The sequence below is a fragment of the Flagellimonas crocea genome, from assembly GCF_033441595.1.
Classification (GTDB): domain Bacteria; phylum Bacteroidota; class Bacteroidia; order Flavobacteriales; family Flavobacteriaceae; genus Flagellimonas; species Flagellimonas crocea.
Genome location: NZ_JAUZVX010000002.1, coordinates 74,284 through 87,261, shown reverse-complemented (window position 1 = coordinate 87,261; position 12,978 = coordinate 74,284). Strand labels below are relative to the sequence as shown.

Annotated in this window: 11 protein-coding genes; 1 reads left to right on the top strand and 10 read right to left on the bottom strand. The window is 46.0% G+C overall.

From position 1 onward, the window contains the following. Positions 1-216 precede the first annotated feature (216 nt). The 4 genes from SD449_RS05565 to SD449_RS05550 form a co-directional block, all read right to left on the bottom strand. Positions 217-1,053 carry a DUF932 domain-containing protein gene (locus SD449_RS05565; protein WP_166250135.1) on the bottom strand — a complete coding sequence of 279 codons (837 nt, stop codon included), beginning with the start codon at positions 1,051-1,053 and terminating at the stop codon, positions 217-219. A 261-nt stretch (positions 1,054-1,314) separates the two neighbouring features. Next, entirely contained in the window at positions 1,315-1,554 is a 240-nt protein-coding gene (locus SD449_RS05560; RefSeq protein WP_166250134.1) for a hypothetical protein, read from the bottom strand. A 25-nt stretch (positions 1,555-1,579) separates the two neighbouring features. Continuing rightward, positions 1,580-1,831, bottom strand: coding sequence for a hypothetical protein (locus SD449_RS05555; protein WP_166250133.1), 252 nt, complete (start codon positions 1,829-1,831; stop codon positions 1,580-1,582). Continuing rightward, on the bottom strand, positions 1,831-2,592 hold the full coding sequence (locus SD449_RS05550; protein WP_166250132.1) for an SOS response-associated peptidase: 762 nt from the start codon (positions 2,590-2,592) through the stop codon (positions 1,831-1,833). Before SD449_RS05550 ends, SD449_RS05555 begins: the two co-directional genes overlap by 1 nt. A gap of 548 nt (positions 2,593-3,140) precedes the next feature. On the opposite strand from SD449_RS05550, the gene SD449_RS05545 reads away from it, so the two are divergent. Further along, the gene (locus SD449_RS05545) at positions 3,141-4,076 is read left to right on the top strand and encodes a nitrilase family protein (protein WP_166250131.1); all 936 of its coding nucleotides are present in this window, start codon (positions 3,141-3,143) and stop codon (positions 4,074-4,076) included. Positions 4,077-4,159: 83 nt separating this feature from the next. Here the strand turns inward: SD449_RS05545 and SD449_RS05540 are convergent, their stop codons facing one another. The 6 genes from SD449_RS05540 to SD449_RS05515 all read right to left on the bottom strand — a co-directional run bounded on the left by SD449_RS05540 (position 4,160) and on the right by SD449_RS05515 (position 12,960). Beyond that, complete coding sequence (locus SD449_RS05540) at positions 4,160-5,596, bottom strand: SLC13 family permease (RefSeq protein WP_166250130.1); 1,437 nt, start codon at positions 5,594-5,596, stop codon at positions 4,160-4,162. Positions 5,597-5,674: 78 nt separating this feature from the next. After that, entirely contained in the window at positions 5,675-8,317 is a 2,643-nt protein-coding gene (locus SD449_RS05535; RefSeq protein WP_205791796.1) for an exo-rhamnogalacturonan lyase family protein, read from the bottom strand. 18 nt (positions 8,318-8,335) lie between these two features. Then, positions 8,336-9,181 (bottom strand): ROK family protein, encoded by an 846-nt coding sequence (locus SD449_RS05530; protein ID WP_166250129.1) that lies wholly within the window; start codon positions 9,179-9,181, stop codon positions 8,336-8,338. Beyond that, on the bottom strand, positions 9,181-10,437 hold the full coding sequence (locus SD449_RS05525) for an MFS transporter (RefSeq protein WP_166250128.1): 1,257 nt from the start codon (positions 10,435-10,437) through the stop codon (positions 9,181-9,183). The genes SD449_RS05530 and SD449_RS05525 overlap by 1 nt, the downstream gene beginning before the upstream one ends. A 53-nt stretch (positions 10,438-10,490) precedes the next feature. Further along, positions 10,491-11,378, bottom strand: a complete 888-nt coding sequence (locus SD449_RS05520) for a PIG-L deacetylase family protein (RefSeq protein WP_166250127.1) — start codon at positions 11,376-11,378, stop codon at positions 10,491-10,493. A 202-nt stretch (positions 11,379-11,580) separates the two neighbouring features. After that, positions 11,581-12,960, bottom strand: coding sequence for a RagB/SusD family nutrient uptake outer membrane protein (locus SD449_RS05515; RefSeq protein ID WP_166250126.1), 1,380 nt, complete (start codon positions 12,958-12,960; stop codon positions 11,581-11,583). Positions 12,961-12,978: the final 18 nt, after the last annotated feature.

The following is a 12,978-nucleotide window of genomic DNA, read 5'->3' as shown; positions in this document are numbered from 1 at the left end:
GATTTCGAATCTACCTACAAAAGCATGAATTATCCCTGAACTTAAATTGTACCAAAACAAACATCTCGAATGCCTTACTAACGGCGGGTACCCAATGTTCAAACGGTTCCGTTTTGAATCTTGGATTGGTGAAAAAAGGGAAATACTGTAGAGGTTGTAGTGTAATCGGTGGCAAAACTCCGGTTTGGACGGGCACCGGAGCGGCCCTTTGGACCGTTAGGCCATTTCATAAACCGTCTCGAACAATTGCCTGTCCAACTGTTGCTGTTTGGCAAAGCCCTTCTTGAGGTTACGGTGCAATACTGCGTTGAAGGCATTATAGCCCAACCAGAGGTTTGGGGTACCACCCAGTTGCAATGCCTCTGCATCAAGGATCTCAAGGACCTCTCGGGCCTTTTTGGAGGGGGCATCATTGGTATCGCTGCACTCATAGCGGAACAGTTGGGTCCGCTCCAGCACTTCCCGGACAAAATCCTTGGTATCCAGCAGTTCCACGGTCATTATCTGGTGGAACCTACCGGAAATACTGTAGAACTCATTGTCGAGGAATTTGCGGAACAGTCCTTGGAGCTCGGGCATGATGAGCTGCACGGCGTTCTTATGGTGCTTGATGGAAAAGCCGATTTCCGTCCGGGCCACGTGCAGGCCATTGGAACAGACTTTTCGGTAGAACCCAAAATGGCCTGCGGTACGTTCGCTCCCATCGTAGGCATTGGTAAACCGCAGCATAGGTAAAATGACATCCTCACCTTGCCCTACCGAGAACTGGGTACTGTCGGTAAGGACAAAGTCCACGCTGAAACTACGGTCCGAGCGGTTAATGCTCTGACGGGAGTAGGTCAGATCGGCATCAACGAGCAATTGCTCCGCCTTTTTGAAGAACAGTTGGTTGGGAATATGCCCATAGCGATGGGACACGATGTTCACGATCTTGCCGTTGCTGACCACGGCCTGTTCCAGGCCCTTTCGTACGGGCATTCCGGTCAATTCGTTTAGAGGTCTGATCTGTACCGGCACAAATACCTCATCCTGCTGTAAGTTGTCTACATACATCTTTTTATGATTTTAGGTTAAACAATAATTACAGTGGTCTACAAACGGAAGGCAGCACGTTGAGCGGCAAGGAAACGGAATAAATAGGCCTGTCCATGGGCAGGAGATGGCCACAGCGGGGGCTTTATGCCGTCCCTTGTCCGATACCGGGATGCGACGTTTAACTTGTGTAGGTATTGGATAACAGGGAAAGCGGCTGGTCCAATGTGTTTTTGGAATGAACCAGGATGACAGCAATCGAAAGACGGTACTCAGGTAAGGTCATCCTTGGATAAGGCGATCAAGAAATGCGATGTAGGCACTGACCTTTCCATGATAATCCTCAAACCCGTAGGTTCCTGAGAAAAGATGGGCCTTTTCCCGTATGGCATAGTCCACCATAGTTGCCCCGTCACTGAACAGGATATAGTGCTGCAGCAAGAGTGCATTGAAATCATCGGAAGCCTGGATCCGATGGGCAAATGTATCGGAAAGGTCCAACCCGTGCACCAGGTTCTTCATATACCGAACAGTTCTAAACTCGTAATCATAGAAAACCCAAAATGTCCTGATAGACCGTATCGGTATATTTGTCCATTTTCTTACCATGCACGAACACGCCCATGTTCAGTATGGAACCATGTTGCGTGCAAAGTTCCAGTTCGATAAAAAACCGGTCCATGGCATACAGTTGAAAACAACAGTCGATGGATCTGAAGGAGGCCACATAGACCGCATTGTTCCACAGGGTCTCCCATTGTTCCTCTTTGGACAGTGCCAAATAGTCGTATATCCGCATCAATAGGTTGTTTTAACATCATCATAAACCACTGGGACCATGGCTTCGGGCACATTGCCCACGGCATCCTTGCCCCGCAGTTTCCCAACGGTATGGGCCGCCAGTTCCGATTCAGGGTACGGTCGCAACAGTTCTTCCAATTGCTTTTGGTCCAGCTCGTCCCGATACGGTTTCAACCATTCGTCTTCCAATCCATCGGGCAAGATCACCGGCATACGAGGTCCCGCCATCTTGGGATTGTTATGGATCTCGGCCATCATGGGATTACCTTCAGTAGTCACAATGGAAAAGGTGTTTCGGATTTCCCCGGTTTCGGGGTCGGTCCACTCATTCCAAAGACCCGCCAGAGCAATGGGCTGCAGGTCCTTTCGGGAAATATAGTAGGGAACGGTCTCCTTCCCATGGTGATGGTGTTCATAGAACCCATCGATATAAATAAGACACCGTTTGTTCTTTGCGGAAGTTTTGAAGGAATTCTTCTCAAAAATGGCCTCCCCTCTTGCATTGAGCGTCTTGTTCCAGATATCTTTTTTATCCTTGGCCCAAAAAGGAACCAAGCCCCATTGGGACACCACAGGTGCATTAGGGTTTCCATTGGTATAAATAATCATTTTCGGATGTTGGAAACCAGTCACATGGAACAGGGGCAGATCGGTCTCCCTGGCCATTTTTTCACGGATTTCACGGATGGCATGTTCATCCGCATCCCGCATGGCCCTTTTGAGCTGGGTTTCAAGCTGGGCATTGACATCGTAGCACATAATTGAGGTTGTCTGAAACTAATCTTTAATGTAGTGAATCCAATGCATACTACCAAGTGTTTAGCCACATATAGCTGAAGCGGGGCTAATCACATTTCAAAATAATGCTGTGCTAACGATCGATAATGACTGCCCCATTTGGGGGTGTTACCGCACGTATTGAAAAATAGCTCCATTACATTTACGCTACTTTTCAATAATGATTCCCATATGGTGCTCATTCAAAACCTGATTTCAATTATCACCTTCACCTTGGCCAAAATATCCATATAAGCAAATGGATTGTCCATAACGACTCCAATTGGGACATCGCCTTTCAGAGGCATCCATCTTTATGAAAGAAAACCCACGCTTCGATCAATGCCCTATTTGAGTTGATCCTTTCAAATCAACCATGAAGCGTAAAAAAGGTATGCCATAGCACCACATTTGTGTCCCTGTTCCAATGCCGTTCGGATAAATAACCTTATTTTAAAACCTCGATTAAAACAACCCTATAAAGCAGTATACATAAATTAAATATTGACATAAATCGACCTTTATATAGCATGACCATAGCAGTAGCACAATTTGAGCCCAAGGACGGCGATAAGGCCTATAATCTTTCCGTCATCCGCAAACTTGCCAAAAAGGCCTGTGCCAAAGGAGCAGATGTAATCAGTTTTCATGAAATGTGCGTGACCGGATACACCTTCACCAAGGACCTGGACCGAGAGGATTTGAACAGTTTGGCAGAAGCAATCCCAAGCGGTGAAAGTACTAAGGATCTGACATCCATTTCAGCTGAACTGGGCATCCCCATCCTTGCCGGTCTGGTGGAAAAGGCAGAAGGAAAGTTGTACAATACCTACATCTGCGTTACGGCCGAAGGGGTGGTGGCCAAATACCGTAAAATCCATCCGTTCATCAATGCACATTTGTCCGCAGGCAACCAATATTGTGTATTCGACCTATTGGGTTGGAAATGTGGTATCCTGATTTGTTATGATAACAATGTCATTGAAAATGTACGCGCTACAAGTCTTTTGGGAGCAGAGATCATATTTGCCCCACATGTCACTGGCTGCACACCATCCTCCATGCCACACCGGGGCTATGTAGACCATAAATACTGGGACAATCGCATAAATGATCCCGTTTCGCTGCGTTTGGAGTTTGATGGACCCAAGGGAAGGCGCTGGTTGATGCGGTGGCTACCTGCCAGGGCCTATGACAATGGTGTTTATTATGCCTTCTCGAATCCAATTGGATATGACGGTGAGCATCTTAAAAATGGGAACTCCATGATCTTGGACCCCTATGGCGAGGTCTTGTCCGAGATACGATCTTTTGATGACGAAATAACCCTATCAAAAATTACAAAGGACAAAATACAGCTATCCGGTGGTTGGCGCTATAAAAATGCCCGAAGACCAGAGCTCTATAAGGATATATTGGGAGCAGACCATAGCGCCGACACATGTCCGATTTGGATGAAGCAGTAATGGACCGGTCCATGAAACGAAATAACAATGCCCGGTTCATGTAGTCAGGTCTTTACGCTATGCCAAGACTTCTCCAGTCGATATCAAAACGGCCCCATCAATAAGGGCATCACCCAATAAATGAAAAGCGAAATAAGAACTATGGATAGTAAGTTCATAAAAAGTCCGGCACGTACCATATCGGGAATACGCAAATAGCCCGAACCAAAAACAACGGCGTTGGGAGGTGTTGCCACCGGCAACATAAACGCACACGACGCTGCCGTGGTACAGGCCACCAACAACATCAGCGGGTCTATTTTCAAAGTAAGGGCCAAGGGTGCCAAAACAGGGAGCAACATGGCTGTGGTGGCCAAGTTTGATGTGACCTCGGTCAAAAAGTTGACAGAGGCAATGATCAAAAGTAAAAGCAAAAGCAGTGGAAGACCCTCAAAGAACGTCATCTGTGCACCCAGAAAAGAGGCCAGACCGGTATCTTGAAATCCTTTGGCGATGGCCATGCCCCCTCCGAACAGTAAAATGATGCCCCATGGTATGCGAACCGCTTCCTTCCAATTGATCAACGGACGCCCTGTTTGGTTTGCCGGTACCAGAAATAATAGCACCGCCGAGGTTATGGCTATAATCGTATCGTCCATATGGGGAATGAACCTTTGCAGCAAAAAAGACCTGAAAATCCAGCACAGCGCAGTGAGCACAAAAACCAAGAGCACTCTTTTTTCTTCCATTTGCAGAGGGCCCAGTTCGTTCAACAATCGCTCGATCTCCCTTTTTCCCCCAGGAAAAACAGCATTTCTTAAAGGAAAGGCGACGCGGGTCAAATAAAGCCATCCCAATACCAATAGGATGGATGATAAGGGTAGACCGAACTTCATCCAATCCCAAAACCCCACATCCCAGCCATAAGCCTTTTGGACAAATCCGGCGAATACCAGGTTTGGGGGCGTTCCTATCAAAGTGGCAATACCACCGATGGAAGCGGCATAAGCGATGGCCAGCATCAACAGTTTACTGAACACCGTATTCTCATCCACTGGAGTATTTGGATTGTCCTTTAATTGCTTGACAATGGAAATGGCCATCGGCAATACCATTACCGTGGTCGCGGTATTGGATATCCACATGGACAAAAAAGCGGTTGCTACCATAAAGCCCAGTACAATACGGTACATATTGGTGCCAATGACCCTTATGATATGCAACGCTATTCTTTTGTGGAGGTTCCATTTTTCGATGGCCATGGCCAATATAAAACCTCCCATGTACAGGAACACATACTTATGGCCATAGCTTGCGGTGGTATCCCCCAATGGAAGGGTATCCATGAGTGGAAACAGAACGATGGGCAACAAAGCGGTAACCGCAATCGGGATAACCTCAAACACCCACCAAACAGCGATCCAAAGGGTCGCCGCCAGCACGTCACGTCCCTCATGGGAAAGGCCTTGGGGCTCAAAACAGCAACTTACCAAAACGAAGAGCAACGGTCCCAACACCAAGCCCAGTCTTTTATAGCTCATATCCAGTCTTTCTAATTTGGCATAAAAAAGGGATGGCTCCCGAAGGTTTGGCCATCCCTTTTCCGAAGATTACACGTTTTACTTGATATTGGCCTCATCCATCCAATAGAGCAGGTATGGAATATTGTAGCCATGTGTCCAACCAAATACCCGGAGTCCTTGATTGGTCTGCCAATTCGTGAAGCGCCCCTTGCTCATGGGCAGATTGGATATTCCCAAAAGGTCCTTGCTATATTCTTCTGATGTTTTATATTCATCCGGTGATTTTGGCAACTCACCTACCTTGAGCATTTCTGCCCTTGCCAAGGCTTCGTCCAGATAGCTCTGTTCGCCACTAAACTCAAATCCTAACAACAATGGAGATATGGTTGCTAAATAAGATTCCATCTCGTGGTTCAACGGTGGCACATCGCGAACCCATCTCGCGTGCTTCAACAAGGCTTTTCGTACTTCTTCATCCCCAGTGATCTGTTGATACTTATAAAGTCCCTGTGTCACATAGGGCTGCGAATAACCATATCTATCCAACACCAGGTTTCCTCCCTGACGCTCTTGGAATTCAAGCATCAATCGTACCCTATCGTCCAGTTCATCCTTATATTTCTGCAATTTGGTCGCATCGTATAACTCCACCATATTGAGTACGGACAAATACAATCTTCTACCCCGTAGATCATGCTCTCCCCATATGCGGTTGATATAGGTATCACCGGTCATTTTAGCTACTTCCAAAGCCCTATGGTCGCCTGTTAGATAGTAGTCCGCAATCCAACCCTGGATCCAAACGTGTGCGCTCAATAAGGAATACCAATGTTCTGCGGCATGTCTCCTTCCAATTCCCAGGTAGGGTGTGGATTCCGGCTCGTCCTCGAAATTCCAAAAGTCTATGGCATCGTTGATCTGGCCATAATACGTTCGTTTTTTGGGCCAGTGCACATTGTCCACATCCATGGTATGTCTGCTCATGGCCTGGGCCATCTCAAAATATTGTGGATCTCCCGTACGCATAAAATTGGTCCAGAGCATAAAATCAACGGTGGGCTCATTGTTGGTCCACTGTACCCAATGTCCGTTATAATAATAGGTCTTTCCATCACCATAGTTGAACATGCCGTACCAGGGTTGGTTCTTTTGGTTGTAGGCCCACCATTGATATCGATATTGAAGTGCATTTTCGAACTCGGTATGCTCGGATGAGGCCGGTGCCATGTTACCGTACACTTTGGAATTGGTGTACCATTCCGGTGCAGCATGCGCAACAGGACTTTCCACAACATAATCCATAGTTTCGGCAACATCGCTCTTGCTGTCGTGGAAATAATAAATGAATTCGGTCGTTTTGGTTATCCCTTGGGCAAAATTGGACAACATGCCGCCGTCCATTGCAGTGTGGTGCCTTTCAAAACTCATCGGTCCGTTCTCCTCCGGCCAAATGCTTCCCAAAAGTATATGGTTGACCGGGTCTACCTTTATCCCTTTGGGATATTCTTTCATAAAGTTTCGGATTCCTACGCCGATCCCCCTTTTTCCATCGGTCACGTTCAACCAACCTTTGGCCCTTTGTGACGTGGCCACATCGTCTTCTCCAAGGGTAACGGTTGCTTGGAATTCCTTGTCATTGTTGATGTTCCCATCACTGTTTTCGTCCAATTGGTTGAGATAGACATCCCTCAAGGTCGGTGGATTTTTTTTAGCCGGTCCCTTTTGTAGTAATTGAACGGAGGAATCATCAAGACTAACTTCTTGCAAGGCGGTTGGTGCTTTATCCTTCTTCCATGAACCCTGTTGCAATGGCATGGAAACCAATGAATTATCGTCAAGATGGTATTTAAGTTGGAGGCCAATCCCAGCTATTTGATCGTTGGGCTGCATCCAACCCGGATCGTCCGCTGTGTTCTCCGAAATGATTTTTTTATTTTGGGTCGCAATATTGGCGTGCTCCCCTTCCTGAATTTTGTGTTTATCGGGAATCCCCGTATAGGTCATGGTATGCAATACCTTGATGTAGCTTTTTCCTGCGTAGGTATGCAACCAAATGGTAAAAGGGGAAATGTTGTTATCTTCCCTACTATAGGTATATGTCCCCTCTATTCTAAAAATGGAATGCATGGGGCCTGATCCTTTCTCCCGGAATACTTCATGGATAAATGCTTTGGATGTATCAACTCCGGCATCATCGAGCAAATCGAAGAAGGATCCCCTATGACTTCCAGGGGAAGATGCGATCAACTCTTTTTCCGAATACTTACCATCGTTGTTGGAATCCAAAAATACCTTGTCCAAAAACCCGTCACCCTTTTTATCGATAGTGAAGGATATCTCCCCGGTATTTACTTCGATCCCACCACCTGGCCGCATATTGTTGGCCGATATGATTTTTTCCTTAGGCCCCATTGGGACCACTCCTTTGCCATACTCCAATACATAATCCGTTGTTTCTTCGGAGAAAAAAAATACCCATACCCATTTAATGCTATCATCGATAGGGTCCCAGGTACTTACCTCTGTGGTCTGGCAAGGGATTTCCATACCATCGGATGTCAGTAAACGAATATGGTCCACTGAATTTAATGCTCCTTTCGGAAAAGGTATCCCTAAGGTAATGGGCGCCCCTTTTATGTTGTTTTCAACGGTAATGGCTAGCTGGTTTCCTGTCGCCTTTGGTTGGGTACAGGATTGAAGTAACAAGCTTACCAGAATTACTGATAGTAATATTCTCATGTTCAGTAAGGTTAATTTTTAAAGACAAAGTGCGGCAGCCCCCAAGATGGGAGTGTCCACCAAATCCGAGATTTCTATTTTAAAATTTTCTAATTGCTTTTGGTATGCGAATGTTTTGAGTGCCTCATCCATTGCAGATGTAAAAAATGGATGTGCCCTACTAATGGAGCCTCCTAAAATGATGGCTTCGGGGGCAAACAAATACAGTATGTTCTTTATCGCCTCCCCTAAATGCACACCATATTCCACAAAGGCAGCAAGAGCTTGCGCATCATTTTTCAATGCTCTCCCGTAAAGCGTTTTTGCTGATGTACCATAGACCTTTTCAAAAAAGAAACTGCCCGTATATTCTTCCAGAATACCATCTTTGTAGGATAGCATTCCAACTTCTCCGGCACCGCATAAAACTCCGCTATATAATTTATTCTCTATTATGATTCCCATACCAAGCCCTGTTCCCAAGGAAAGGGCAACACAGTTTGCATAATTCCTTGCTTTTCCGAAATGCTTTTCCCCTAAAGCGAAACAGTTGGCGTCGTTGTTCAAAAAAGCGGGTACGTTGAACCGATCCTCCAAGAGTTGTTTTAAGGGCACCATTTTCCAGGACGGAATGTTCTGCACATCAAAAACAACTCCGGAATCTTTGTCTACCACTGCTGGCACCCCAACACCGATGGCGGTCACGGACTCCGTCATTACTTCTTCAATGGTATCGTATAATTTGGATAGGGAGTTTTCCAGTGGATCCGTTTTCACCACCATGGAATATCCGGTCTGTTCCACTTTCGTGCCCATAACCCTTCCCGATTTAATTTTGGTACCTCCTATATCGACCCCGACAACAGTCCTGTTTTCCTTTTCCACTAATCCTTTTTTAAACGTATCGTCTTATTGTTCACCAAAGGTTTGGCCCAAAATCCTATGGTCAGGATAAAGGCCAAGGGAACCAGTAAAAAGAACATTCCTGATTTCAAAGACATCAATTCGCCCAAACCCCCTACTATAAATGGGATTACGGCACCGCCTGCAATGCCCGTACAAAGTATACCGGATAAAGAACCATGATGTTCCTTGACCGAGTTAAGTGCCAGAGAAAATATGATGGAATACATAACGGATATAAAAAATCCCACTGCAGGAAAACCGATCAACGCCAGTTGTGCCGTTCCGGTAAGGGCCAAAATCAAACACAGCATGGTAATGGCCGTTGTAAGAATGAGCAGTTTTCTGCTATCCATAAACCTGAGAAGCAAAAGGCCCAGTAAACAACCTACGGTCAACATGGCCCAGAAATAGGAAACGGTATCGGCTCCTATGGTCTGTGGGTCAAGGCCATGGTATTGGTTCAGGAATTGGGAAATCCAGTTTCCGACCCCTTGTTCCGTTCCCACATAGCAAAAGATGCCCAGAAAATACAATAGCGTCCATTTGTTCTTCAACAGGTCCCAATAAGAGCCCTTATCCCCTGCCCTTTCTTCCTCGGTCTTTTCAAATCTGGGATACTTGGTCAAAAAGACATAAACAAACAATAGGAATGAAATGGCCGCAAATACGATGTACAAGGAAACCCAAGGCAACTCTTTTGGCACCCATCCCCGTAGCATTTCGGCTATGGTATCATCGGTATTGTCCTTGCTTACCAGATACTTGTACAAATAGGGACTAAGGAAGGAAGCGGCACCGAAGACCAATTGCGCCAACACCGAGTTGAACGCAAAGTGCTCCTCGCCACCGGCGACCCGTAGCATTGGATTGATGATGACCTGTAAAACAGCCATACAACAGCCCAACACAAATAACGTAACGCTAAAGACCGCATATTGGGGAAAAATGGCAAACCCCAGGGAAGCAAGGCCCATGACCAAAAATGAAATGGAAAGCAATGATCGCTCACCATATCTTTCGGATAAAAAGCCCGCCGGTATGGACATGATGCCATAGGCTATAAAGAAAGTGAACGGTAATAGGCCTGTTAAGGTCAGGCTTAGATCAAAACTATCCTTGACATCCACTATGATGGAGTTGAGAATATTGGTGATAAATGAGATCACAAAGAAAACGATCATCACCAATGCGATAATATGGACGTATCTTTTGGTCTTGGGCTTGCTAATATCCATGGGTGGTGGGTTGGTTATTTATTTTTGGATGCTACCTGGGGTGTTCTTTACCATTATTTGGTTCCCAACATGGGAAACAACATTTTTATTTCTTCATCCGACGGCTGTTTTCCATACTCGCAGATTTCAAAGAACTCCACTTGTTTCACTTGGGAAACATCGACACCTGGGTACCATTTTTTTAAGGCCTCCAAAGTACTGGCATCAGGTGCCCTGTTCATCCAAGCCTCCTTTAACCAAGCCAATCTTGCCTTTTCCTCTGTGGGTATGGTAGAGACGTCTACTCCCCTTGTCCATGGCAGCCATTCGAACATTTGTGAATCGTGGGCAGCCAATCCTTTGACTTTGGTATCGATGACATCATCAACAATGACCGCAATATCTTTTTGGAAGGGATAGGGCTTTTTAAAGTGATCGCTCATATACAAAAACACTGGGTTCTTTTTGAGGGGAGGGGTATCGGGTGCGACATTGGGTACAATGTTCATGTACGCTGCATCCTGTACTACCGAACCGGCATTTCTATGATCTGGGTGGTAATCGTTTGGCCGTAGTCCTAAAACAATATCGGCATCCCAGTCCCTAATCCTGCGAATTACCTCCAATCTCACATTAAGGGTCGGGAACAATTCACCATCGTGATTGTCCAATACCTCATACTCGGATATCCCCAATGCTTTTGCAGCGTCCTTGGCCTCTTGCCTTCGTTTTTTGGCCAAGACACCGCCGCCCATCGCATAATGACCTGCATCACCATTGGTCAAGGACAAAAACTTCACATTATGGCCCATTTTTGCAAACAAGGCCGCCGTGCCCCCAAATTTGGAGTCGCAATCATCCGGATGTGCTCCAATGGCTAAAATGTTCAATACTTTTTTTTGTTGGGCCTGAATGGTTGAAAATGCAAAGCATAGACAAATGGCCAGTACTATTTTTTTCATGTTGTTTTGGATAAATGGTTCATTAAAATTTTTCAGTTCAAGGTCTGGTCGTCCCACAAGGGACAACTATCACGGTGACATGTTTTAAAACGATCAATTCGGTGATTCACCTAAAGCAATAAGTAGGAAATTCACGGTTTGGGATCAATCAAACTAACCTAATGAATGAAAACATGCACTTGTTTTTAATGTCTTTGCTTATTTAGTTCTGTACAAAGTTTGGATTGATGTCAATTTCCCTTTGCGGGATAAAGAAGTACTCACGGGTATCCGTTATGAAGTCCTCTGCCTCTAGGACCTTATTTACGGCACCAAAGCGTTTGAGGTCGGGCCATCGGTGATTTTCAAAAGCGAGCTCTACCCTTCTTTCCTGTAGCAACTTGTCTTGAAAAGTCCCTGGTGTCGAAGCATCGATATCCGGAAGCCCTGCTCTGTTCCTTACCTCGTTGATTAGGTCGTAACTCTCCGAGCTTTCCCCCAAGGCTTCTGCCAGCATGAGGAGCACATCAGCATATCGAAAGACCACAAAATTGATATCGGAGTCGTTTTCAATGGCCAAATCGGATTGGTATTTTCGGACATGCCTGGCTTCGACCACCTCTCCTTCCGCGTTGATATAGGTGGCACCCATGGATACCTCATATCTCAAGTCCCCGTCCTCATAGGCCTCTTGCATGGAAATGGTAGGACGGTTACGTCCAAACCCAGCTCCGGTCTGCAAATCGGTACTTGGTGAAAAATCATTGGTGAAAACGCTTCCTTGGCCAATTCCACCACTGATATATTGCACTTCAAATATCGACTCGGCATTATTTTCATTGGCAACGCCCCATAAATCGGCATAATTGGGCAACAGTTCGTAGCCATAGTTCCCAATAATGCGTCTTAAGACGGTTTCCGCTTCCGAATTGTTGCCCAAGGTCAGCAGTACTTTGGCCAGTAAGGTCGCGGCAGCGCCTTTGGTCGCTTTTCCCACCTGGTTCCCTGAGTAGGAAACGGGAAGGTTCGCCTCGGCCTCGGTCAAATCTGTTACCAATTGTTGCAATATGGTGGTCTCATCGACCTGCACCAATTCATCACCGCTAACAAAAGGGGTCAGTTGCAGCGGAATATTTCCAAAACCGATGGCCATGTGATAATAGACCAACGATCGAATGAACAAGGCTTCCCCTGTAATCCTATTTTTGAGTTCCGCATCCAATTCGATGGGAGGTATACGATCTAAAATGACATTGCAGTTGGCAATTACCCGATATGACTCGCTCCAAGCTGCGGTAATCTGTTCGTTGAGCGCATCCTCCGTAAAGGAATTGATTTCAGTATACTGCCTCGCCAAACCAGTGGCATCTGGGCCTTGGTCGGTATTGTCGCTGCGCATCTCGAACATCGTCCAATAACCCCGTCCGTAGATACCCGTACTCTGTAGACCTGCATAGCTGGCATTAATGGCCACCTCAAAGTCTTCCGGGGCATTGTAAAAGTCTGCCTCATTTCTGTTGGAAATTGGGGCAAGATCAGTAAATTCTTCACTACACCCGGTCAATAAAGCCGTACATAGCATTATATATAAAATTCGTTTCATCTTTCTGAGGTTTTTAGG